This window comes from Spiroplasma endosymbiont of Notiophilus biguttatus (assembly GCF_964030985.1).
GTDB classification, from domain to species: Bacteria; Bacillota_I; Bacilli_A; order Mycoplasmatales; family VBWQ01; genus Spiroplasma_E; species Spiroplasma_E ixodetis_A.
The window spans coordinates 461,977-486,248 of record NZ_OZ034993.1 but is presented as its reverse complement, the minus strand read 5'-3'; the positions used below and the strand labels follow the sequence as shown (position 1 = coordinate 486,248).

Here is a 24,272-nt window from a genome sequence, read left to right as displayed (position 1 = left end):
TAATATTAATTAGATTTGGTGTTTTTGTTATAATATTTATATACTAATGTATGAGGTGAAATTAGTGTTAGCAGTAGTAAGTGATGATAGTAGTACTAATACCATTAAGTTTTTAGGTTTTGAGATTCCAATTACTACTTTTTTATATTCAATGGGTGGGTTAGCACTTTTGATTTTTCTGTTGTTATTATCAATTTTATTAATAATGTATTTACGCAAAAGGATTTCTATTAAAGGATACTTAAGTTTAGAAGAAAAAGATTACCAATTTGAAGATAAAATTTTGGAAATTGAACATGAAATTGCCAAATTACAAAGAAAATTTTATTCAAGTAAACATATTTCTAAAAAGACAAAAAAATATTTTAACTAATTAAATGTAGGTGATGTATATGTCTAAAATAAAATTTAAATTATTTGATAAATTTTTTTCACAAAAAAATAGGTTGTCAGATAAAGAAGGTTATCAAAAATCAACTAATAATAAAACGTATTTTAGTAATGTTGTACCACCAATTAATAAAAGCAAAGAAAATATTCATAATTCTGATTTTAATGAAAACGATTATAATGAAAAAAATTATGATGGTAAAAATATACAAGTTACTAGTTCTTATATAATACCTTTACAAGAAAAAAAGACAGTGCCGATCAATGAAACCTTTACTAAAGAAAAAGATATGTATTATCATCAACCACAAACATTTAATACTATGGAAATAGTTAGTTATAAAAATAGTTTTAAAATTCCAAAACCAATTAGCAGAGAAATTAAATCAGAGAAGCTAAAACAATTGATTTTATTATTTATTGGTGTTATGACATTAATTATTGCTTCAACTTTTATTGGTTTATATTTTGGCATGATTAACATAAAAATTATTCCTCATCCTGTAATTACTATTCCATTAGCGATTATTGCTCTTACTATTATTTTAATTAATATTATTGAATTTGTGACATTAAGAAGAGAAGTGGATTTATATATTGAAAGAACACTAAAAGGGTCACTATTACCTCCTAATTTTATAATTAGAAATTATCGTAAAATTCATGCTAACTTGATAATTATTAATTGAATAAGTATTAGTAGTTATATTGTTCTTGGCATTATTATTGGCATTATGTTTTTGATTAGTGGTCAAAAATTAACTTTTATTATTCAAAAATGAACAGTTAATGTTCCTGATATTATTAAAGATGCAATAACTTTAACAATTATTTTAGGTGTTATTTTATTTATTCATATGATTAATGTTGTTATTTTTAAATTTCGTAAACGTAATATTATAAGTTATTATGGCTATGAAATTATTAATCCACAAGAGTTAAATGAATACAAAAAAAAGATAAATAGAATATGTATGATTATTACTATTGGTTTTACTGCTTTAATATTTTTTGCAATTGTTATTCCAATATTTGTATTAAAAAGAAGAAAGAAAAAGTAAAAAAATATTGAATATTATCTATATATAATTAGAGTGTGTCATTAAATAAAATATTTCGGAATTTTACGTTTATTGGCAATAACTTATATACATTATTATTTCTGAAAACTATAATTAGATATTAGTAAAATAAAATCTAATTAAAGGTGATTGAAAATGAATATTTTAGACATAATAAATAAATTTCCAAACCAAGAATCTTGTATAAAATTTTTAGAAGAAATAAGATGAAATAACAAACCAAAATGTCTTTTTTGTTTTAGTGAAAAAGTTAACTCTGTTTTAAAAGAGTCGCGTTATAAATGCAAAAAATGTCATAAGTCTTTTAGTGTAACTGCTCAAACTATTTTTCATCATACACGTGTACCACTTCAAAAGTGATTTATTTTAATAGTATTAATGGCTAATGCTAAAAAAAGTTTATCATCATCTCAAGCTTCAAGAGACTTAAATTTACGTTTAGCAACTGTATGAAAAATGATGCATAAAATTAGAAAGGCAATGGCTAATGATGAGATTAAATTATTAGCAAAAATATTAGAGATGGATGAAACATATGTGGGTGGAAAACCGCGTAAATATAATGATGTTGATAATAAAAATAACTCATTACGTGGTAGAGGAACTAGTAAAGAGTGTGTTGTTGGCATTATTGAACGAAATGGTAATGTTAAATTATTTCATGCAAAAAATAAAAGTATTAAATCTGAAGATTTAATGAAAATAGTTAAAGAAAATGTTGATATTAACAATTCTATTCTTTTTACTGATGAATATCGTGGATATTATAAAATGAATAAAATTTTACCACATGAACAAGTTAATCACAAAAAATATTTTTCTTATAATGGTATTCATACAAATACAATAGAAAGTTTTTGAGCAATATTAAAAAGAGGTTTTATCGGCCAATTTCATTGAGTTTCAAAAAAATGACTCCAATCTTATTTAAATGAATTTTGTTTTAAATATAATAACCGTAAAGAAAAAATCACATTTAAAAATATCATAATTAAATTATTTATTAAGAATTAAGTGTTAACCAATAAGCGTAAAATTCCGAAATATTTTATGTAATAAAGATTATTTTTAAATAAAAACTAATTTGTATTATGTAAATATTGTTAAAAATGTGTCAATATTGGGTGGGCATCAGTCACTTAAGTTTATCAATTAATATTTTCAATCTGTAATATAATTAAAAATAATTAATACAGAAGGAGAAATTATGAATTATAAAGTTTATTCAAAAGAAACAAAATTAGCCGTTGTTAATGAGTATTTAGTTGATAAAAAACTAAAAATACATGAAATTCAAGTCAAATATAAATTATCAACTCCAGTATTAATTTATAATTGGGTTAACCAATATCAAATTAAAGGTGAAAATGCATTCACCAAAATTTCTAAATCCCAAACTTCTCACAGGATCGATAAGAAAGATATTGAAATTAAACTATTAAACAAAGAAATTGATAAACTTAGAAAACAAGCTTTAAAAGATGAGGTTGAAAAAGAACTTTTAAAGGAGCAATTAGCCTGTGAAAAGAAATTAACAAGGGGAAAAATAGTAAATTATTAAAATATAAGTGTTTTTTAATAGTAGAAAAATATAAGCAAAAAGGTCATCAATTAAATAAAATTATTGTTTACATAGCTATTAGCAAAACAGCATACTATTTATGAGTAAAAAAAGGTAAAAAGCAATATCAATCAAAAATTAATGATAATTTGATACAAGCAATAAACAAAATAGTTCTCATTAAAAATGAAAAAAAGTACATTAATATCACTAGTTTTGAAAAAGTAAGATTAGAGTTAAAAATAAAAAATAAAGGTCTTAAATGCAGTAAAACAAGCATAAAACAAATATTAAAAGATAATAATATTAAATTATTATTAGAACCTAAATCAACAAATAGAGTAGTAGAAAATAGTGATTTAAAAAATAATAAAGATTTATTAAAACGTAATTTTTCAAGTAATAACTTTCTTGAAAAAGTTGGTATGGATGGCACATGATTTAAAAATATAATTATTGGTGATAAAAAAACAAAATTATTAGTTGTTTTTGCTACTGATATGTACAGTAATTCAATTGTTGGCTGAAAAATAAACAAAAGTGAAAATGCCAAAACTGTGTTAAATGTGGTTAATCAAATAGAATTAGCGAGTGCTAAACAATGTAATTTTACGACTATTCAATCAGATTTAGGTTCTGCTAATACAAGCGAAATTGTTAGTAAAGTTTTTAATACAAGTACTAATCTAATTCACTCAAAAAGTCTATCAGGTTTTAAAGGTAATCAAGTTAGTGAATGTTTAAATCGTTGAATTAAAAGAGATTTTAAAATGATGTTTGGTAGCACTTTTGAAAGTATGGAAAGTTTTAATAAAATATTAGAAAAATTTGTTAGATATTGAAACAATGATAGAATAGTTATTAGATTGAAAATGCCTCCAAATCAATTTGTACAGATTTGAAGACAAGAAAGTAAACTTATCTAACCAATGCCTATTACTTGATTGGTTTGTTAGATTATTTGAGTTTAATGTAGTTTTCTTTTCATCATTAATTTCTTTAACATTTTCATTTTTTTGTATTACTTTTATATTTAATTCTTGTTTTTTATTTTTGTAAAAATTTCATGAATAGTAACCAATTCCACCAGCAAGACACACTAGTCCCACTGTAAGAGGATTATTTGGAAGTACTGACTGTAATAAATTAGAAAGTATTTCAGGATTAATTTCGCTCTCATTTGTGTTTAAAAATTTCATTTTTATGTTCCTTTCAAATCAAAATAAATAGGATAAAAACTTATATTAAATTTTTACTAAATAAATATAGCATAATTTATATATTAATTGTTAATAAGTTATTTAAAATTTTTATAAAAAAGCATATATCCAAAAAAATATTGACTTTCGCGTTAAAGTTATATATATTACAAAATAGTATTTGAATAAAGCTAATAAATTATATATAGAGGAAGATATAAGATGCCATCAAAATTAGTAATCATGGAATCTCCAGTTAAAAGTAAAGCAGTACAATCATATTTAGGTAATGATTATTTAGTGTCATCTTCGGATGGACACATTCGTAATTTAGCAATTAAAGGTCAATATGGTTTGGGAATTGATTTAGAAACTTTTGAACCAATTTACAAAATTGATCGCAAAAAAATGCCAAAGGTAAAAGAATTAAAAAGTAAATTAAAAAATATTACGCATGTTTATCTAGCAACCGATCATGATCGTGAAGGAGAAGCAATTGCTTATCATTTAGATCAAGTATTAGCAACAAGTAATATATCATCACGAATAACTTTTAATGAAATTACTAAAGATGCAATTTTAACAGCATTTAAATCTCCACATAGTATTGATTTACCATTAGTTCGTAGTCAAGAAGCAAGAAGAATGGTTGATCGTATCATTGGTTTTCGTTTAAGTAATTTATTACAAAAGAAGATTGGTTCACGTAGTGCAGGGAGAGTACAATCAGTAGCATTAAAATTAATAGCAATAAGAGAACGTGAAATTACTAATTTTATTAGTAAAGAATTTTGAACAATTAATAGTACTTATCAAAAAAAAATAATATTAAATTGTGAAAAATATAAAGAAGAACTGTTAGTTATTAATAATGAACAAGAAGCAGTTGCTATTAAAAATGCATTAAGTGATAGTTATCAAGTAACTTCTGTTACTGAACAAAATCGTAAGCGTAATTCATTAAATCCATTTACTACTAGTAGTTTATTACAAGCAGCATCAACACAATTAAATTTTAGTACTGCTAAAACAACGCTTATTGCTCAGCAGTTGTATGAAGGAATTGATGTTAATGGAACACTTACTGGATTTATTAGTTATCCTCGTACTGATTCAATACGTTTAAACGATAAATTTATTGAAAATGCCAAAACATTAATTGTTAATGAATATGGTGAACAATATCTTGGACAGAAGAAAGAACAAACTTATAAAAAAAATGTGCAAGATGCCCATGAAGCAATTAGACCAACTGATTTAACAATGAATAATAAACGTGCTATTGATTTTTTAAATAAAGATCAATTAAAACTTTATAATTTAATTTATTTTCGTGCCCTTAGTTCATTAATGGCACCAGCACAATTAATTAGTACTACTGTTTTATTTAAAAATAATGATTATCAATTTCGTTTAACAGGACAACAAATCAAGTTTAAAGGATTTTTAATGCTTGATGTAGAAAGTCTTGAAAATGAAGAAGTTTTAGTTTTACCAAAATTTGAGAAAAATCAAATTATTAAAGTTGAGTCAGTAAATTTACAGCAACACTTTACTAAACCAAAACCAAGATACACAGAAGCTAAATTAATTAAAACATTAGAAGAACTAGGAATTGGTCGACCATCAACTTATAATCCAATTATGAACACTATTAAAGAACGCGGTTATGTTATTATTGAAAATAAGTCTTTTAAAGCTACTGAGAAAGGTCTTTTAACTAATGATAAACTTCAAGATTTTTTTTATGATATTATTAATGAGACATATACTTCACAAGTTGAAACTCAATTAGATCAAATTGCTCATGGTAATTTTGATATGCATCAAGTGGTAAAAGACTTTTGAGTTAAGTTTGAACCAAGGATTGATGATGCTTTTGATAAAATGACTGAGTTTAAAATTAAACCAGTTTTATTAGATCAAGATTGTCCACTTTGTGATGCCCCACTTGTGCAAAGAACAGGAAGATATGGTAAATTTAACGGTTGTTCAGCATTTCCAAAATGTCGATATATTCAAAAACAATTAGAAAAAATTAAACCTTGTTTAGTATGTACAGATGGTTGAATGGTTGTTAAATCTTCAAAACAAAATCGAAAATTTTTAGGATGTACTAATTATCCAAATTGTAAACATGTTGAAAAGTATCAAGAAATAACTTCTGATAAAGAAGTAAAGTAGGTGAAACACATGTTAAAAGATTATATATTATTAATAGATAAACCTTCATTTATGACATCACAAGATTGTCTTGTTGTTATTAAAAAGCGTTTAAAATTAAATAAAATTGGTCATACAGGTACGTTAGATCCTTTAGCAACAGGACTAATGGTAGTACTTGTGAATGAAGCAACCAAAATTAGTGACTTTATTTTAAAAAGTGATAAAGTTTACATTGCAAAAATGCAACTATTTTTAAAAACTGACACCGGCGATATTACTGGTAAAATTATTGAATCAAAACCACATCTTGATTTAAAAGAATCAGAAATTGTTAAAGCACTTGAATTTTATAATAATCGTCAATATGAGCAAATAATTCCTGCTTATGCAGCAGTTAAAATTAATGGTAAAAAACTTTATGAATATGCTCGTGAGAATATTCCTGTTGAATTACCAAAACGTAAGGTTTATATTAAATCTTTAAAATTAATTAGTTTTAATAATGATTTAGTTACTTTTGAAGTAGTATGTTCAAAAGGAACTTATGTTCGAGCTTTGGTTACTGACATTGCTAGAATTTTACATACATCAGCAACTTTAACTTATTTGAGAAGAATTCATCAATCAGGTTTTGATTTAAGTAATGCCCTAAATTTAGATGTTATCAATGATGAAACAGTTAGTAAAAATCATATTAGTATTTATGATGGTGTTAAAAATATTATGCCAGCTATTGTTGTTGATAATAGTAAAAGTGTTATTGATGGTAAACCTTTAGTTATTGATAGCACTAATGAGCCATATGTTTTAGTTGTTAATTCTGAACATTTGCCATTAGCTATTTATCGTAATCAAAAGAATAATTTATACGTAAGCCAACGAGGTTTTAAATGTAATGAAGATATTAAAATTGAAAAATCTAAATATTCAAAATCAAAAATTGAAGTCTAAACCAATTATTGCTTGTTGAGGTTTTTTTGATGGTATTCATCAAGGTCATCAAGCCTTATTTAAGCAATTATTAGTTAATTCAACAATAAATAATTATCAAACATGTATTATTAGTTTTGATAGAAAACCACAAAGTGTAATTAGTAATAAAAATAATGAGGTTTTATTAAGTTATGAAGATAAAATTAAAACAATTGCTAAATACAATTTTGATTATTATTGGGAAATTAAGTTTAGTAAAGAAATAGCAACACTTTCATCAGAGCAATTTATTTCGTGATTATTGGCAAATAATGTTAAAGCAGTAGTTGTTAATCCAAATATTAGGTTTGGTTATCAAGGGCAGGGTAATATTAAAACATTACAACAATCTTCATTACAAGTTTATCTTTGTAATGATATTGTTGTTATTAACAACAAAGTTTCTTCAACTTATATTAAACAACTTTTACAAAATAAAGATATTAGTAGTGCTAATCTTTGTTTACAACAAGAGCCATATACAATTAGTGGTAAAGTAGTTCATGGTATTAAAGAGGCTAGAACGATTAATTTTCCAACTGCTAATTTATCGTTATTAACAAACTATGCATTACCAGGGCTTGCTACTTATATTACGCTTACTGAAGTAGATAATAAATGATATCAAAGTATGACAGTAATTATGTTACGTAATAATAAGCCGTTAGTTGAAAGTTACTTATTAAATTTTAATCAAGATTTATATGGAAAAATCATTAAAGTTAGATTTTTAGATTTTCTTCGTGATAATTTAAAGTTTACTAATTTAGATGATTTAAAAAAACAAGTGGATAAAGATTTAGTAGAAACAATTAAATATTTTGCCAATTCTAGTAGTAAATTATTAAAGTCATAATAATTGTGATGTTCTTTATATTTACAATAATTATTAACATTATAAATACTTTTTATTAAAAACTATTTCCAGTAAAGTTAGATTTAGGAGTTAATTCATTAAAACTCGATAATTAGACATGATAATTTATATTAAAAGTTTAGATGGAAAATTAAGTAAAATTTAATTTTATTGTATATGCTAATGAAAATAAAAATGAAAAAAGGAGTAAATAAATAAAGAAATATTGAATAAAAGAATTTATAAATCAAATAAAAGATAGTAATGACATTTGTGCAAACTGTGATTATAAAGAAAATTTACATAAAAATATTACTTCAAACGATAATTTTCAAATTGTAAATGATGAAACAATGCCATTGTTACAAGAACACACTTCAAATAATAAATGTATAGTTATTGAAATAGAATCAAACATTTCAGCTGTTAATAATATAGTAGAAATAAATTTACAAGGAAAACAAATTGAACAAAAAAACAGACTACTAATAAATTACCTAATTATGGTTCAATTTGTTAAGAAATTAAAAAATATAATAATGATGAATTATTTAAATAACTGATTTTAATAGATTAGTTAATTTACTTTCACTAATTTCTTTATATATGTTTAAATTAGTTTGTTCGTATAAATAACAAGCTCAATAATATCAAATTAAATTTTGATAAATCATTCATTTTTTGGTAATAGCTATTTGTTCATTATTTAAATTAAAACAATTAAATCAAATATTAATTTCAGTTTCAGAAGTTAAACTTTCAGAAGCAAAAGAGGCAATATCAAATAATTCATCATTTCAACAAGCAAAATCTCAATCAATTAAATATCAACAATTATTTTTTTTAACAAAATTATTTAGTGTTAAATCATTATGAGATAAAACAATTGTTATTGGTTGATAAGTAGTAATTCATTTGATTACCTCATTAGCTATTTTTTCTAAGCAAGGATTACTAGTAGTTAAATTACAATATAAATTAAGTTGTTCTAAACCTTTTCAAGTTTTAATTAATGATTTATTATCAAATTTAATCTTATGTAGTTGTTTTATCAATAATGAAATTTGTTCTAATATTTGTTTATTAATTACTTGCTCACTTAAAGTAATTAAATTATGATAATATGGCATTAAGGTTAATAGTTTATTATTATTAATATTGACTTCATTAATAGGTAATGTGAATTTTTTTGATTCAATTAATTTAATAACATTAATTTGATTTGTAAGATTCAAAAAAGGTTGCAAAATATCTTTAGATTGTTTTAAAAAAAAATGTTTATTTACTAGAAATAAGTCATTGGTTAAACCTTTTGTCTTTAATAGTTCTAATTGGTATGGTGGTTTTATAGTTTTAAATTTCAAAATGACACCTCTATTTTGCTTGTATTGTCCGTAATAAAATTATACAATTTATTAAATAAAAATATTGAAAGTAAGTGATAGTATGTTAAAAAAAGGCTATATTCATATTTATAAAGGTGAAGGAAGAGGTAAAACCTCAATTCTTAATGGTATGGTAATTAGAGCATTTGGTAATAATCTTAATGTTAGTTACTTACGTTTTTTAAAAAATCATCCTTCTGGTGAAATTAATTTTTTAAAACAAAATACTAAACTTAAAATTGAAAGTTTTTATGAATCTTCGCAAAAATTTTTTTGAGAAATGGATGAAGAAGAAAAAAATAAATTAAAACAAGAAACTAATTATGGTCTTACTAGATTAAAACTGTTAAGTCAAAGTGATAATACTGATCTTATTGTTGTTGATGAAATTTTAGGGTGTATTCAAAATAATTTGATTAAAGAACAAGACTTAATTGAAATTTTAAAAAATAAAAAATCACATATTGAAATTGCATTATCTGGTAGATATGCATCTTTTGCCTTAGAGCAATGCGCTAATTTAATTAGTGAAGTTAAATCAATTAAACATTATTTTGAACAAGGTCAAATTGCTCGTGAAGGGATTGATTATTAATGACTGCTAAAACCTTATGGTTTGCATCTAATAATATCGGTAAAATTAATGAATTAAAGAGTATATTACAAACAAAGGGATATAATGTCAAATCAATGTTAGATCTTAATTCTCCTCTTGAAATTAATGAAACAGGTACATCATTTATTGAAAATGCAATTTTAAAAGCAACAACACTTGCAAAATTAGTGAATGGTCCTGTTATTGCTGATGATTCAGGATTAGAAATATTGGCTTTAAATAATTTTCCTGGTATTAACTCAGCACGATGAAAGGGAGAAATGTCCTATCATGATGCAATGTTAGACATTTTAGAACAAATGGAAGGTGAAACTAATCGTGCAGCAGTATTTATTTCTGCTATTGCTTATGTTGATTTTGATCATAAGATTACTAAAGCATTTATTGGTAAACTTGAAGGTGAAATCACTACTGAAATAAAAGGTAATGATGGTTTTGGTTACGATCAAATATTTTATGTTCCAGCAGTGCATGCTACTTTAGGTGAATTGTCATTGGCAGATAAAAATAAAATTTCTCATCGTAATTCAGCAATTCAGCAATTATTAACATTTTTACAAGAACAAAATTAGATAGTTAAAATTAAAATAAAAAGGATGATTTAATTATGTCAGAATCATTAACAGATTCACAATTACCATTATTAACTGATAATAACAATAATATAAAAACTACCACTACTCCTATTTGAAAATCATGAATAAAACCATTTAGTTTAATTAGTTTATCATGAACAGTTTCAATAATCACGTCACCAATTGTGACAATAACTAACTATTGAAAAAAAACTACCAAATTTGAATTTATAAATGGATGAAATGACTTTATTATGAGGCCCACTACTTTTATTAGTAGTGAATTAATTAATTCTTTTTTTATAGTTTGGCTTTTTTAAAGATTGAATTTTGTTTAGAAACTATTTTAAATAATAGTTTAAGTAAAATAGATAAATTAAAAAAAGTTAGTAAAGATACTATGTTAGTGATATCATTAGTATTTATTAATAGACTTACTGCATAACTAGTTAACTTTTTATTTTTTTGTTATTATTAAAATAAAATTTGAATAGTTAAGGATAAACTTTATGACATATTTTGAATTAAAAGATAAATCTGATCAATATTTTCGTAAAATAGTGGGTATTAATAAACTCGTTTTTAACGAAATTTTAAATATTTTATTAGAACATCAAAAACTCAAAACTACTATTGGTGGAAGGCCATATAAAATGTCAATAGAAGATCGACTAGTAATGAGTTTAAGATATTTATATGAAAATCGTACATATCATAGTATTGGTGCTGAGTATGGTATGGTTGATACTACTGCTTTACGAAATATTCGTTCAATTGAAGATATTTTAATAAAGAATAATAAGTTTAATAATTTAACAAATAAAAATATTTTTTTAAAAAGAAGAATTAAAAAATAAAATTTTGATAATTGATGTAACAGAGGTAGAAACAGAACGACCAAAATATAACCAAAAAGATTGATTTTCTGGTAAAAAATGAATGCATACTGTTAAGTTTCAAACCGTAATTAATGCAAATACTAATGAAATTTTAAATATTTTTTCTGATATTGGTAAAAATCATGATTTTAAAACTTTTAAGAATTCAAAGTTAAAGTTTTTATCAGAAACTATAATTCTTGCAGATAAAGGTTATCAAGGTTTACAAAAAATTCATGCTAATACATTTTTACCCATTAAAATTAGCAAAAATAATCCTAAAACAAATAAAACCAAAATCTTTAATAAGATTATTAATAAAACTCGTAGAAAAATTGAACATGTTTTTGCATTTTTAAAATGTTTTAAGATTATTGGTTATAAATTTAGAAAAGCCAGAAAACGAATATTTTTAAGATTTAATTTAATTGCAGGATTTTATAATTTATCATTAAAACTTAAAAACGTTATGCAGTAAGTCTAATGAAATTAGTAAAAATTTTGTTTTTAATTGATTAAATACTAAAGAAATATGAAGTTCTTTAACTGAAGATTTTGTTTTTAATTTAGGAAAAGAGATAGTGACTGTTATTGCTTGATAAATAATAATAGAAGTTTTAGTAGTTATTGTAATCCCGTATCTATTATGATTTTACTTGGTATTGCTTATATTGGTGTTAATATTGGTCAAACTTTATATACAATTTGAAATTCATCAATTTCTGAATTTTTTATGCCAAATTTTTTAGCAATATTCACTAGTAATAGTATTACTGGTAGTTTTCGTGTCATTAGTAATAGCTTACTTGCTTATTTTTTTAGTGATATTACTAAAAAATGAAAAAATGGTTTATGTAAAAAAAACAACGCAAAATGAAGTTGATTCATTACAAGAAGTAGTTGTTAGTGGATTTAATAGAACGTATAATACTTTTGGTAAAACCGAACCTTTAATATTAAAACATAGTATTAGTTATGATAGTTTTTTTTAATATTAAAGAAATAAATGAAAATGCTGAACGAGATTTTACTATTAATAGTAGTCAAAAATCTAATTTTATTTCAATATAATTTGTTTTAAATTGATTTTTAAAAAGATTGTAACTTAAAAGTTACAATCTTTTTTTACATTTTTGGTAAATTTGGTTTAAATTCAATTGTTGTTGATTGATTTTGCGAATCCATGGTGTTAATTTTTGTGATTACTTGTTTTGGTCAAAATACTTCTTTTTGTTCTTTTGTAAAGCATTTAATTTGTTCGTTTGTGAGTGTCTGTATTTGTTGAATTGTAAAACTTTGTATTTGTTCTGTTGTGAGTGCTTGGATTTGTTCAGTTGTAAATATTTCTACCTGTTTGATTGTGAATGCAGGTATTTGTTTTTGGTAAATCAAGAAATCTTATCTTTTGTGAATGCTGCTATGTGTGCTTCTGTGAATTGTGGTATTTGTTTTTTGGTAAATCAAGTAATTTGTCAAACAGTAAATGATTGAATTTGTTCGTTTGTGAGTGTCTGTATTTGTTGAATTGTAAAACTTTGTATTTGTTCTGCTGTAAATGATTTAATTTGTCAATTTGTTAATCATTTTATTTGTTTTGTTGATAATCTTTGTATTTGTTCTGTTGTGAGTGTTGAGACTAATATATTTGTGCTTCTTTTTTTATGTCTGTTTTTGATTTTAGTTGTTGTTAATGGCGTTGTTATTTGTTGTCTTAACTTTTTTTCATTCTTGTGATTTTAAAAAATTTTGATATGTTTGTTCAACTTTATTTTTGTGTTTTTGAATAGAATTTTTTCAAGTAATATTTTTTATATTAGTAGAATCTGTAGTGTTGGTATTAAAAGTTACCGCTTCAATGGTATTATTAATAAGTAAATAATTCATTTTAGATACCTCTTTTTAACTATAAAACTCATTACTTTTTTAAAGTAATGAGTTAGAAATGTTTAAAATTATTGTTATTTTTACTAAATCTGCTTATCTACTAAAATTTTAGCACCTTATATATAAAATACAATAAAAAATGAATACGTATTTTAGTTATATCACTTTATAAAAAATGGAATAAAAATATTAAGAAATAAAGAAATGAAAAAGTAAAAGAAGATAATTACATATCTTCTTTTAAAAATTATATAGTTTTTTAGCAGCAGTATTTAATAGATTACCTGTGATTAAAGTTGTTAGTTGATCAAAAAACTGATTTGGACCATTAATAGTTCCTCATTCTTGACCAACAGTTATTAGTTTACCTTTATTAACAATAAAAACAATTGGTAAAGCTTTAAATCCTCTTTCTTTATCAACAGGATTTTGAATTTCCTTGACACCTGAATCAGCAACAGGTGCTGAACTATTATCAAAAATTTTATGGTCAAGTAGTCAATGATAAATTTGTTGTTGTCAACTAATTTTTTTATCATTTCAAAATTGGTTAACAATATCACTACTAGGGTTGGCATAAGGAGATTTTTCATAAATTTTAATATCAATAGTTCCATTAGTACTAACACTGTCTATTTCAGTTTTTTTTTCTGTTAATCAGTTATCTCATTTACTTGGTACATTATTATTTTTGTTTTGCATTGTGTGTAAATCGTCAATAATTTGCTTAGAAAGTGGATTATCGGCAGCACCAAGGATGCCAAAAAAAGCATGCTCACTATTAACATCACTAATAAATTCTTGATATTTTGAATCATCTGTACAAGCACTAACTTGTAAACTAGTTGTTGTGCCTATCATTAAGGCTGTTATTAGTCCAAATTTTTTACGCATTTATTTTCATCACCTTCAATATAATATCATAAAGTTATATGAGTAATAAATTAATAATTAAATATAACGTACTAAGTATACTATGTTATAATCTTAATAACAATATAAAAATCAAAAGGAGTAGTTTTTTTTCTATATGGACAGTAATTGGTATATTTATTTAATAATATTGCTAGTTTTATTATTTTTAAGTGGTTTTTATTCATCTGCTGAAACATCATTAACTTCTTTAAATGTTATAAGAATTAAATCTATTGGTAAATTACGTAGTAAGAAAAGTCGTCGTGCTAATATTGTATTTAAGTTAGTTAAAAATTATAATGTAACTTTAACAACAATTTTACTTGGTAACACAGTAATTAATGTTGGAATTGGTACTTTAAGTACAATATTATTTATTGATTCTTTTCATATTTCTCCTACTTATGGTCCTTTAATATCAACTTTAGTTTCAGCAATTGTTGTTTTAATTATTGGTGAAATTATACCTAAAAGTGTTGCAAAGTTACATCCTGAGACAATAGCTTTAAATTATGCATATATTTTGTATATTCTTAATATTATTTTTTATCCAATAACTTTTATTGTTACTTTATTTCAATTTAAAAGTAAAAAACCAACAAGTTCTGAACAAGAACTTATTGAATTGATTTCAATAATTGAAAGAGAAGGAGTACTTGAAAAAGCAGAACGTGATTTAATTGAATCTGCAATTAAATTTGATGAAAAATCAGTTTTTCAAGCTATGCATCCCAAAAGTAAAATTAAGTATATTTATGATGATACGCCACCTAAAGTTATTAAACATCTATATTTAGAAGAAAAATATAGTAGAATTCCTGTTTTAGATCATGTTAATCAAAATGTAATTGGTATTTTAAATATTAAAGAATTTATTATTAATATGTTAGAAAATGAAAATCCAGATTTATTATTATTAATGTTACCTGCAATTTTTATTTCTAAACGTACTAAGTTAAATGAAGCATTGGAAATTTTACAAACCGAAAGAATGCATATGGCTATTGTTTGCAATAATAAAGATAAAAAAGATTTTAATGGTATTATTACACTTGAAGATATTCTTGAAGAATTAGTTGGTGAAATTTATGATGAAACTGATGAAATTGGATTAATACAAGAAATAGGAACACATAAGTTTCGTGTTGATGGTTCTTCAAAACTTGAAGTATTATTTAAACGTTATTTAAAAAGAAAACCTCCAAATTATAATAAACAAACTGTCCAAGAATGATATATGTTCAAAACAAAAGTAAAGAAAGTAAGGAAAAATAGTCCACTTTTAAAATTTCGAAATTTTTCATTTAAAATTATAAAGGTTCGTAAAGAATTTGCTGTTTTTGAAGTTGAAATTTTTACTAATAAAAAAATTAAAAATAAATGAGAATAGTTAGTGCAGTATTTTTATTTAAATGCTACAATGTAAAATCATAATTATAATTATGATATGAAGGGAAGGTTAATTATGAAAAAAAGTATTAAATTAGTAACTATGATTACAGCATTAAATCTCGTAACAGTTAATGGTTTAATGTTAACGTTTTCTCCAGACAGTGATCATTATGTTTATTTAAATAAGCATGATGCTAATGCTAGTTTATTAAAATGAAAACTTTCACCAGAAGATGCAAAGATGGTAAGAAAATATGAATATAAAATCCATCAAACAGCAAGTAAAGAAAGTATTGATGAATTTAATAACTTGTATGATAATAATAAAAGTGATGTAATTTGAAGTAATTATGATACTTTACAATATGATTTAACTCATACTAAAATTGGTCGTAAAACTATTGATGTTAATTGAATTGAAATATATAAAAAAGCTGGTTTAAATAATCAACAATTACAATTAGCAGAACAACAGCAATTACGTTTTTATAATATTTTTGCTAAAGTTTTTCATAAAAACACTGTTATTAAACTAATTCAAAAAGTAGCACCAGTTGCTGTAAGTGATAGCACAGTAGCATGAACTGCTTTTAATTCAGAAGCTGATAATCAACGTATGGGCTATGGTCCTGAATTTGCAAATATTAATTTAATTGATCAACAATTTCAAGCAGGATTTTGATCTTCAGATCAAATAATTAGTGTTACAACTCACGAATATGGTCATGCTTTAAGTAATTTTATTGGTTTAAGTGCTGATGAAAGAAATTCATTTAATGCTAATTGAAAGTGACCAGATAGCAGTTATAGTGATATTAATACTAATATGACATCAGTTTCTCATAAACTAACGGTTAACAATGATAACAAACAAATTTATGATCGTACTTGATATTTAATTGATTATTTAGGTCAACAAGCAAAATTAACTAATATTAAGCAAAAATTATTATTTGGTTTAATAACAGTTAATAGTAATTATGGTCGTAGTGCCTGATTTAATGGTAAGTATAATATAAATCTTGATGATGAATTTTTTGCCGAAAGTTTTGCTAGATGAATTTTAACACCTCAGAATCAGCGTGATTGAGGATGAGAATTAGAAAATAGTTTTTTCTTACATTACTTACCAACGGTTTTATAATAGTTTACTAGTTAAAAAGGAGAAATAATTCTCCTTTTTAATTATTTGATATAATAAATTTAAGTAAAAGAATTGAGGAAAGTAGGTAATTTTATGTTTGGCAAAAATATCCATGATCATGAATCACAGCAAAATAGTTGTTTAAAATGTCAGTATGAAAAAATTTTTAAAACCGGTAAAATATTATTTGATGAATGAGATAAACAACCACCAGCACCCGCTCAATTACTTAAAATAAAAAAGCAATTAAATGAATTAAAAATTAAAATTGAAGAACAAAAAAATGATTCGGAATTAAAGTTTTGTGCCAATCATCCAGAAATTTTTGACTTTTTGCCTTTAGAAGTTTTATAACTTTTTGTATTAATAGTGTTAAAATATTTATATTTAGTAGAAGTTTAATATAAATTAAATTTATAAAAAACTTTTTTCAAATAAAATCCTATTTACTTTATTTTTAAAGTAAATAGGATAAAAACTTATATTAATTTTTAAAAACTATATCATATTACCAATATAGAGATAATAGTTAATATATTTTCATTTACATTAAATATAAATTTCACTTTCTTCATAAAGATTTAATAATTTTGATAAATGATCACCAACGCCACCTTCATCATTAGTTTTAGTAGTAATATCATTAGCAATACTTTTAATAACAGTATTACCATTTTTCATTGCTACACCATAGCCAACTTCCATCAACATTTCTTTATCATTAATTTCATCACCATAAGCAATAACATCTCTAATATCAACATTATAATATTGAGCTAAAATGCGAGCTGTCATTCCTTTATCAATAAACTTGCTTGAAATTTCAAAGATTAGTTTATTATTATCATAGCGATTTCAAGTATTTACCTTAATTGAGTTTGAATATTTTTCCAAGTCACGATATACTTGATCAAGATTAGTATTTTCTTTAAATTCAATTAAAATGGCATTAGCGCTCCCTTTTCAATCACGAATTAATTTACTAATTGTAAAAGTATCGTTTTCAATAGTATCTAAATGAAAATAAGTTTCAAAGAAATCATCTTTTTTTCAACATACTGCTTTGTTGTAATATTCAATAACCGCGTTTTCAATTTGCTGAAAAATATAGTCTTCATTTAAAATATGTTTAACAATTGTTTCAGAAATTGGAAAAACTAATCGTTTGAATTTTTTGATTTTTGGATCATGAATATGGCCACCATTAAAATTACATAGTAATGTATTAAGACCTAATTCACGATAAAATTTAATTGATCCACGATAAGGTCGACCAGTGACGATACAAACAATATGCCCTTGTTTTTGAGTATCAATTAGCGCTTTTTTAGTATTAATATGAATTTCTCGACCACCACTTTTTAATAGAGTACCATCTAAATCAACTAGGATTAAATGTTTTTGTTTTTTATTGTATAAAGACATTGTCTCTTCCTCCTATCTTTCTTTCTCGATAAAATTAATACCCATTGTGTCTTGAACAAAGTTTAATTTTTTAGTAGCGATATTATTAGCAAAATTTGCACCTTCTTCTAAATATTTTGCTAATTGTGATGTTTTTTCATTAATAAATTCTTGGTGTTTTTTTTGCATTGGTTCTAATAAATCATTTATTGCTTTAATTACTTCTTCTTTTAAAAAACCATAATTGTGATTACTGAAGTATTGTTCACAAGTTTTGATATCTTTTTTAGTAATGCTAGAATAAATAGTTAATAAATTACTAACTCCAGGCTTATGTTCTGGATCAAATTTAATAATATTTTCTGAATCAGTAACTGCTTTTTTAATTTTATTGGTAACTTCTTGTTTGCTATCGCTTAAAAAAATAGTATTTTTTAGATTAGTATCAGATTTTGACATTTTTTTTTCAGGTTCTTGTAAACTCATAATTTTCTGTGCTTGTTTATCAATAATTATTTTAGGAATTTTGAATAAATCCGTTTTATAATTGTTATTCATTCTTGTTGCTAAAGTTTTTGTCAATTCTAAATGTTGAGTTTGATCAACACCAACTGGCACAAAATCAGCGTCATATAGTAAAATATCAGCAGCCATTAATGCCGGATATGTAAGAATACCTGTTGGAATACTAATCGTTTTATTTTGTTGATTTGTCATTTTTTGACTTTTATCTTTAAATTGTGTCATTCGTTCTAATTCACCGACATAGCTATTACATAATAATATATATCCTAATTGACTATGGGCTAAAACATCAGATTGAATAAAAATATGAGATTTATTTGGTATAATGCCCGCAGCAAAATATCAAGCGGCAATATCTTTAATATTTTTTCTTAATTCTTGTGCTTTTATTGGTAGTGTTAATCCATGTAAATTAGCAACAAATATTAAGAGTTCATGTTCTTCTTGCAATTTTAAAAAATTATTAATTGCTCCCAAGTAGTTACCAAGAGTTAATTTTCCAGTGCTAGTTATTCCAGATATAATACGAGCCATATATTTTGCTTCCTCCAAATTAATTTTTTAATATAATTAATTATCAATGATAAAGTTAAATAATTCAATTAATTATATTAAAATTTGTTTGATTTTGATATAATAAAAACATAAATTAAAAATAGTTTTTGACACATAGCTTTTATTTTTTAAGAGTAATGGGTTTTTTACTTTATAAAGGAGTTTTTTTTATGTTATTTGGAGAAGAAAAATATAAGGATGATTTACAAAAATATTTAAAAAAAATAAAAGATCGAAACAATGTGAAAGAATATCTTCAAAGTCTTAGTTTAAAACTTGAGGAATTAGAAATCAAGAAACAAGATATTTTTGAAAAACAAGTAAATTTTGAATCTGAAAGAAAACAACTAGAAGACATATTGAAGAAAGCTGAAAGTCAATTAAGAAATATCAAAGATAGTGAAGATAAAAAAACATTTATTGAACGATATGTTAATCAAATGACTGATAAATTAAAAGCAGTTAATGAAAATATATATGCTTTAGAACTCGAAAGCGAAGAAACTGGTAAAGATATAAAAAACAGAAATCTAGACAGAGTAGATAACAGAAGAACCTTAGAAAGAATTGGAAATGAATTATTTAATTTAAAAGAAATAATTCAAGAATCATCTTTTTTTAATGGTAGTTTAAAAGCATTAAAAGAAAGTATGATAAAATTACAAGAAGAAAAAACTAAAATATTAAATTTAAAAAAAGAAGAATTAAAAGCAGAATTACAAAGTTTAGAAAATTTAATTGTATTAATAAAACAAAAATCAGAAATTGAATTAGAAATTGAAAGATTAGAAAAAGACAAGGAACAATTAACAACAAATATTGCTGCAAATAATCGTCAAATACAATCTATTTTGAATGATAATGAAAGTTCTAAAGAGCAATTAATCACAAAAATAGATGAAATGAATTTAAATATTAAAACATTAAATGACAATATATATGCAAAAACTAATTCAATTTCTCGTTTAGAAGAAGAAATTGAAAGTAATGATAAAGATATTAATTTAAAACTAAAAGATTCAGAAAATATTTTTCAAAATATTATAGTTTTACAAGATTGAAGAGATAGTATTTGACGTCGTGTTATTGCACTATTAACTTTTGGCATTTTTTGTAGTTACAAAAGTGTTCAAAAAAAATTAGATAAAGAATTTGTTAATCGAAGTAATATAAATAAAGAAATTGCTGATTTACGAATGACAAATGAAAACAAAATAAAACAAAAAATAGATTTGTTTGATGAGATATTAAAACATAAAAAAGAGACAAATATATTAAAGGAAAATTGACTAGCATTAAAAGCACAATTAAGCAAAAAGAATAATACTAAAGAAATAGAAGATTTAAAAGTAACTAATAGTCAAAAACAATTTTTATTAGAAAATACAATACTAAAAATTAATAAACAAAGAGAAAAATTAAGAAATATTTCAATTGAAAATACGCAACCATTAACTGATTTAGAAATACTTCAAAAAGAAAAAACTGATAAATTAAATTCATTAAATGCCATTAGTTTAGATAAACTTGATAAAGATATAGAAACAATAATAGTAAGAGAAAGAGAATTAAAAATAAAAATTAATGAAAATAAATCATCTGTTTCAGATTCTAGTTTAGATAGTTTTAAGATAGAAGTAGAAATTGAAACAAAAAAACAACATTCAGAAATAGAACCATTTACTAAAGTAAAGCCACTCTTAGAAAAGAGTAATTCTAACGATTCTGGTATTGATATAACAACAGAATCAACTAAAGTGATAAGATCAATTTAATTTATTAAGGTATTTAAATTAAATTTTATGAATAAAATTTTAAAAGACTTAGTAAAAATACTAAGTCTTTTTATTTGCCTTTAAAAGATAAATATTTATAAAGTATTAATTGTTACTTTATTATTTATATTATTGACTGCGTTTTGTAATTCAAAGTTATTGATGTTCGTTACATCATTATTTGCTAATAAAGGAGTTCTTTTTTAGGTTTTGAAAATGATACTAGCATATTTTCTATTAATCCTTTAGTAGCGTTTGTTATTTTTTTATTACCAACTTGTGTTAAGTTTAAACTATGAATTAAAGGTACAGAACCCACTATGCACACTACTAAATTATTTGGTTTTAAAATAGTATTTAATTTATCCTTTATTGATTTTCCACTTCTTGTATTATCATAAAAAAATAAAATAGTTGATAAACTAAAACCAGTTAATAATATTCCAGTGGAACTAATTATAGTTCCAATTATGAATTCTTTAAAATATTTACTATTATTATTTTGAATAGGCATGATTAGTTAACTCCTTGTTTTTTATACATAAAAATTATTTATTTTTCTTTATTTACTTTAAAAGTAAAGTAAATAAAGAAAAATAAATTTTATAATTTCATTATATTATAATTCAAATTTTATTAATAATTTGATAGTAAAATATATGTTAAATTTTTCTATCAAATTTCAGGAATAAAAGTATCTATTTTTCAAAAAATAATATGATATAATATGTGGGTGAAGGATATAGCGGAAAAGGTCTTTCATGTACTTATTTTCTAAGTTTGGTCAAAGATAGTGTGGAAATATATATTATTATAGTAATGTAGAGTTTATTAACTTTTATCTTTAAAAGATAAAAAAATATTAATTTTAAAAAAGAGTATTTAAATCAAATGTAGTCTAAAAGCAAAGAGGGGTATTGTCATGATTAAAATATATGTTTCGCCAAGTTGTTTGTCTTCAAAAAAAGTTATTCAATTTTTTGATAAACATAAAATTCCATATATTAAACGTAATATTATCCATAATCCATTGACCGATACTGAAATTAAATTATTATTAAGATTTGTACCAAATGGTGTTGGTGATATTATTTCAACAAGAGCAAAGTTTATTAAAACACATGCTATTAATATTGAAAAGTTAACAATGTTACAAGTTTTTGATTTAATTAAAACTTCACCAACTGTTTTAAAGCGTCCAATTATTGTTCAAGAAAATAAACAACGTATTCAAATTGGTTATAATGAAGATGAGATTGAATTATTTTTACGTGGTTCTATTGAAAATGAATTTGAAGATTCTTGTGAAATATTTTAATTCAAATATGATTGGAATACATGATGAAAAATTATAAATTTGCAATTATTGCTAATAAATATGAGAATTCTCAGTCATTAGCTAAGGAATTAAGGGCCAAGTTATTGGCCCTTAAAGCACTTGAAGATACTTTTTTTCCAGATATTGTTTTTATTATTGGCGGTGATGGAACATTTTTAAAAGCTGTTCATGATTATAATAATATACTCAATACTGTTAAGTTTGTTAGTTTTAAATGTGGTAATCTTGGTTTTTATGAAAACTTTTTAAACACAGAAGTTGACAAAGTATTAATGTGAATTGATAAAAATGATAATAATTTAATAGTAAATAAATTTTCATTATTAGAAGTAAATATTAATAATAAGATTTTATATGCTATTAATGAAGTTAAATTTGTTAATTTAACAACAACTCTTTCATGTCAAGTGTTAATTAATAATCAATTATTTGAAAATTTTCGTGGTTCTGGTTTAGTTATTGCAACGAGAACTGGTTCGACGGGTTTAATGAAATCACTTGGTGGTGCTGTTTTAATTTCAAATCATAACTTAATGCAATTTCATGAAATTGCTCCAGTAGCTAATAATAGTTATCGCAGTTTAAATTCACCACTAATTTTGGATGAAGATCATGAAATTACTTTAAAAAATATTCAAAAAGATAGTAAATTGAGCGATTTTGGAAAATTAATTGTTGATACTTTTGATTTTAATGATAAACTAAATGATGAGGTAACAATTAAATTATCAAAATTAACGTTACAAGTTTTAGAATATCGTCTTAATCATAATCATTATTCTTTACTTGCTAAACTAAAAAAAGCTTTTATTCAAGAAGATTAAGAAAATGTTTAAAAATATATTAATTAAGGAAGGTAATCATGCCAATTTGACAAATAGTATTATTAGTTATTGCATTGTTATTTGCTGTGGCTAGTATTGGGATTTGAATATGAAATGTTAGTACAGCTAAAAAATTACGCAATCAACAAGAAAGTAGTTTAAAATCTATTAATAAACCACAAAAATTCCCATTTAAATTACAGAATTTTATTCTTGATTTAGGAGGAATTGATAATATTAAAGAGACAACAGCAACAGCAAATAAAATTAAGATAGAGATTATTGATCATTCAAAAATTAATTTTAATAATCTTAAAAAAATTAAAAATCGTGGTATCTTAGATCAAGACGATAGTGTTAGTTTAGTCTTAGGAACTTATTGTAATAATTTAAGTATTGCTATTAATGATCTTATTAAATTAAATAATGAGAAATAAGTTATTTTTTGTAATATCCATAAATACCATTAATTAAAACATAAGTGTTAGTATAGCCCAATTCTCTGAGCGTTAATGCAGCAGCAGTTGAACGATTTCCAGCATTACAAATAGTTATAATCACTTGATTTTTGTTTTCAATATATTTACTAGGATTTTTAATCAAATCATAGTAAGGAATATTAACAATATTAAGTTCACCATTATCATTTGTTATTTTTTTTAAAATTTGATATTCAGCAACATCACGAACATCAATAATTAAAGCTTTATTTTTAATTTTATCAAAGTTTTTATTTGAAATTGAAATTTCATTTTGTATTTTATGTTTAAACATAAGTTATGACCTCCTAAAATAAAATTGTTCTATAACTTATTTTAACATTTTATTATGCTAT

At 23.5% G+C, this 24,272-nt stretch carries 28 protein-coding genes; 20 read left to right on the top strand and 8 right to left on the bottom strand.

Annotated features, from left to right (window positions below):
- The first annotated feature begins 64 nt into the window (after positions 1-64).
- From AAHM85_RS02880 to ribF, 8 genes are all read left to right on the top strand, one after another.
- Entirely contained in the window at positions 65-373 is a 309-nt protein-coding gene (locus AAHM85_RS02880) for a hypothetical protein (RefSeq protein ID WP_174480536.1), read from the top strand.
- A gap of 19 nt (positions 374-392) precedes the next feature.
- On the top strand, positions 393-1,451 hold the full coding sequence (locus tag AAHM85_RS02875; protein ID WP_342260925.1) for an MSC_0882 family membrane protein: 1,059 nt from the start codon (positions 393-395) through the stop codon (positions 1,449-1,451).
- Between the two features lie 156 nt (positions 1,452-1,607).
- Entirely contained in the window at positions 1,608-2,486 is an 879-nt protein-coding gene (locus AAHM85_RS02870) for an IS1595 family transposase (protein ID WP_342260524.1), read from the top strand.
- Positions 2,487-2,679: 193 nt separating this feature from the next.
- Positions 2,680-3,033 (top strand): transposase, encoded by a 354-nt coding sequence (locus AAHM85_RS02865; protein WP_342260595.1) that lies wholly within the window; start codon positions 2,680-2,682, stop codon positions 3,031-3,033.
- 149 nt (positions 3,034-3,182) lie between these two features.
- Complete coding sequence (locus AAHM85_RS02860) at positions 3,183-3,959, top strand: IS3 family transposase (protein WP_342260924.1); 777 nt, start codon at positions 3,183-3,185, stop codon at positions 3,957-3,959.
- Between the two features lie 495 nt (positions 3,960-4,454).
- Positions 4,455-6,416 carry a type I DNA topoisomerase gene (gene topA, locus AAHM85_RS02855; RefSeq protein ID WP_342260923.1) on the top strand — a complete coding sequence of 654 codons (1,962 nt, stop codon included), beginning with the start codon at positions 4,455-4,457 and terminating at the stop codon, positions 6,414-6,416.
- Positions 6,417-6,425: 9 nt separating this feature from the next.
- Positions 6,426-7,349, top strand: coding sequence for a tRNA pseudouridine(55) synthase TruB (gene truB, locus AAHM85_RS02850; RefSeq protein WP_342260922.1), 924 nt, complete (start codon positions 6,426-6,428; stop codon positions 7,347-7,349).
- A complete protein-coding gene (ribF, locus tag AAHM85_RS02845) occupies positions 7,309-8,226 on the top strand; it encodes a riboflavin biosynthesis protein RibF (protein ID WP_342260921.1) in 918 nt (305 codons plus the stop codon). The genes truB and ribF overlap by 41 nt, the downstream gene beginning before the upstream one ends.
- A 551-nt stretch (positions 8,227-8,777) precedes the next feature.
- On the opposite strand, the gene AAHM85_RS02840 is transcribed toward ribF, so the two are convergent.
- Positions 8,778-9,590: a phosphotransferase gene (locus AAHM85_RS02840; protein ID WP_342260920.1), complete on the bottom strand. Its 813-nt coding sequence runs from the start codon at positions 9,588-9,590 to the stop codon at positions 8,778-8,780.
- 82 nt (positions 9,591-9,672) lie between these two features.
- Here AAHM85_RS02840 and AAHM85_RS02835 point away from each other — a divergent pair, with 82 nt between their 5' ends.
- The gene (locus tag AAHM85_RS02835) at positions 9,673-10,206 is read left to right on the top strand and encodes a cob(I)yrinic acid a,c-diamide adenosyltransferase (protein WP_342260919.1); all 534 of its coding nucleotides are present in this window, start codon (positions 9,673-9,675) and stop codon (positions 10,204-10,206) included.
- Entirely contained in the window at positions 10,206-10,799 is a 594-nt protein-coding gene (gene rdgB / locus AAHM85_RS02830) for an RdgB/HAM1 family non-canonical purine NTP pyrophosphatase (protein WP_342260918.1), read from the top strand. Before AAHM85_RS02835 ends, rdgB begins: the two co-directional genes overlap by 1 nt.
- A 10-nt stretch (positions 10,800-10,809) precedes the next feature.
- Here rdgB and AAHM85_RS02825 read toward each other — a convergent pair whose 3' ends face one another.
- Positions 10,810-10,977 (bottom strand): hypothetical protein, encoded by a 168-nt coding sequence (locus AAHM85_RS02825; protein ID WP_342260917.1) that lies wholly within the window; start codon positions 10,975-10,977, stop codon positions 10,810-10,812.
- A 334-nt stretch (positions 10,978-11,311) separates the two neighbouring features.
- Here AAHM85_RS02825 and AAHM85_RS02820 point away from each other — a divergent pair, with 334 nt between their 5' ends.
- The 3 genes from AAHM85_RS02820 (at position 11,312) to AAHM85_RS02810 (ending at position 12,672) form a co-directional block, all read left to right on the top strand.
- Positions 11,312-11,659: a transposase family protein gene (locus AAHM85_RS02820; RefSeq protein WP_342260488.1), complete on the top strand. Its 348-nt coding sequence runs from the start codon at positions 11,312-11,314 to the stop codon at positions 11,657-11,659.
- Positions 11,660-11,663: 4 nt separating this feature from the next.
- Positions 11,664-12,158, top strand: a complete 495-nt coding sequence (locus tag AAHM85_RS02815) for a transposase family protein (protein ID WP_342260538.1) — start codon at positions 11,664-11,666, stop codon at positions 12,156-12,158.
- Positions 12,159-12,525: 367 nt separating this feature from the next.
- Entirely contained in the window at positions 12,526-12,672 is a 147-nt protein-coding gene (locus AAHM85_RS02810) for a hypothetical protein (protein WP_342260916.1), read from the top strand.
- Between the two features lie 685 nt (positions 12,673-13,357).
- Here the strand turns inward: AAHM85_RS02810 and AAHM85_RS02805 are convergent.
- Both AAHM85_RS02805 and AAHM85_RS02800 read right to left on the bottom strand, forming a co-directional pair.
- On the bottom strand, positions 13,358-13,564 hold the full coding sequence (locus AAHM85_RS02805) for a hypothetical protein (protein ID WP_342260915.1): 207 nt from the start codon (positions 13,562-13,564) through the stop codon (positions 13,358-13,360).
- A 240-nt stretch (positions 13,565-13,804) separates the two neighbouring features.
- Positions 13,805-14,458, bottom strand: coding sequence for a hypothetical protein (locus AAHM85_RS02800; protein WP_342260914.1), 654 nt, complete (start codon positions 14,456-14,458; stop codon positions 13,805-13,807).
- 136 nt (positions 14,459-14,594) lie between these two features.
- On the opposite strand from AAHM85_RS02800, the gene AAHM85_RS02795 reads away from it, so the two are divergent.
- From AAHM85_RS02795 to AAHM85_RS02785, 3 genes are all read left to right on the top strand, one after another.
- Complete coding sequence (locus AAHM85_RS02795; protein ID WP_342260913.1) at positions 14,595-15,869, top strand: hemolysin family protein; 1,275 nt, start codon at positions 14,595-14,597, stop codon at positions 15,867-15,869.
- Between the two features lie 75 nt (positions 15,870-15,944).
- The gene (locus AAHM85_RS02790; RefSeq protein ID WP_342260912.1) at positions 15,945-17,015 is read left to right on the top strand and encodes a hypothetical protein; all 1,071 of its coding nucleotides are present in this window, start codon (positions 15,945-15,947) and stop codon (positions 17,013-17,015) included.
- Positions 17,016-17,108: 93 nt separating this feature from the next.
- Positions 17,109-17,369: a hypothetical protein gene (locus AAHM85_RS02785; protein ID WP_342260911.1), complete on the top strand. Its 261-nt coding sequence runs from the start codon at positions 17,109-17,111 to the stop codon at positions 17,367-17,369.
- 195 nt (positions 17,370-17,564) lie between these two features.
- Here the strand turns inward: AAHM85_RS02785 and AAHM85_RS02780 are convergent, their stop codons facing one another.
- Positions 17,565-18,440 carry a Cof-type HAD-IIB family hydrolase gene (locus AAHM85_RS02780; protein ID WP_342260910.1) on the bottom strand — a complete coding sequence of 292 codons (876 nt, stop codon included), beginning with the start codon at positions 18,438-18,440 and terminating at the stop codon, positions 17,565-17,567.
- A 12-nt stretch (positions 18,441-18,452) separates the two neighbouring features.
- The gene (trpS, locus tag AAHM85_RS02775) at positions 18,453-19,478 is read right to left on the bottom strand and encodes a tryptophan--tRNA ligase (RefSeq protein ID WP_342260909.1); all 1,026 of its coding nucleotides are present in this window, start codon (positions 19,476-19,478) and stop codon (positions 18,453-18,455) included.
- Between the two features lie 191 nt (positions 19,479-19,669).
- On the opposite strand from trpS, the gene AAHM85_RS02770 reads away from it, so the two are divergent.
- A complete protein-coding gene (locus AAHM85_RS02770) occupies positions 19,670-21,274 on the top strand; it encodes a hypothetical protein (RefSeq protein WP_342260908.1) in 1,605 nt (534 codons plus the stop codon).
- Between the two features lie 184 nt (positions 21,275-21,458).
- Here AAHM85_RS02770 and AAHM85_RS02765 read toward each other — a convergent pair whose 3' ends face one another.
- A complete protein-coding gene (locus AAHM85_RS02765) occupies positions 21,459-21,788 on the bottom strand; it encodes a hypothetical protein (RefSeq protein ID WP_342260907.1) in 330 nt (109 codons plus the stop codon).
- A 408-nt stretch (positions 21,789-22,196) separates the two neighbouring features.
- On the opposite strand from AAHM85_RS02765, the gene AAHM85_RS02760 reads away from it, so the two are divergent.
- From AAHM85_RS02760 to AAHM85_RS02750, 3 genes are read left to right on the top strand one after another with little or no spacing between them, the layout of a single operon-like run.
- Positions 22,197-22,592: a Spx/MgsR family RNA polymerase-binding regulatory protein gene (locus AAHM85_RS02760; protein ID WP_174481244.1), complete on the top strand. Its 396-nt coding sequence runs from the start codon at positions 22,197-22,199 to the stop codon at positions 22,590-22,592.
- Positions 22,593-22,612: 20 nt separating this feature from the next.
- A complete protein-coding gene (locus tag AAHM85_RS02755) occupies positions 22,613-23,437 on the top strand; it encodes an NAD(+)/NADH kinase (RefSeq protein ID WP_342260906.1) in 825 nt (274 codons plus the stop codon).
- Between the two features lie 38 nt (positions 23,438-23,475).
- The gene (locus AAHM85_RS02750) at positions 23,476-23,874 is read left to right on the top strand and encodes a hypothetical protein (protein ID WP_342260905.1); all 399 of its coding nucleotides are present in this window, start codon (positions 23,476-23,478) and stop codon (positions 23,872-23,874) included.
- A 1-nt stretch (position 23,875) separates the two neighbouring features.
- On the opposite strand, the gene AAHM85_RS02745 is transcribed toward AAHM85_RS02750, so the two are convergent.
- Positions 23,876-24,211: a rhodanese-like domain-containing protein gene (locus AAHM85_RS02745; RefSeq protein WP_342260904.1), complete on the bottom strand. Its 336-nt coding sequence runs from the start codon at positions 24,209-24,211 to the stop codon at positions 23,876-23,878.
- Positions 24,212-24,272 lie beyond the last annotated feature (61 nt).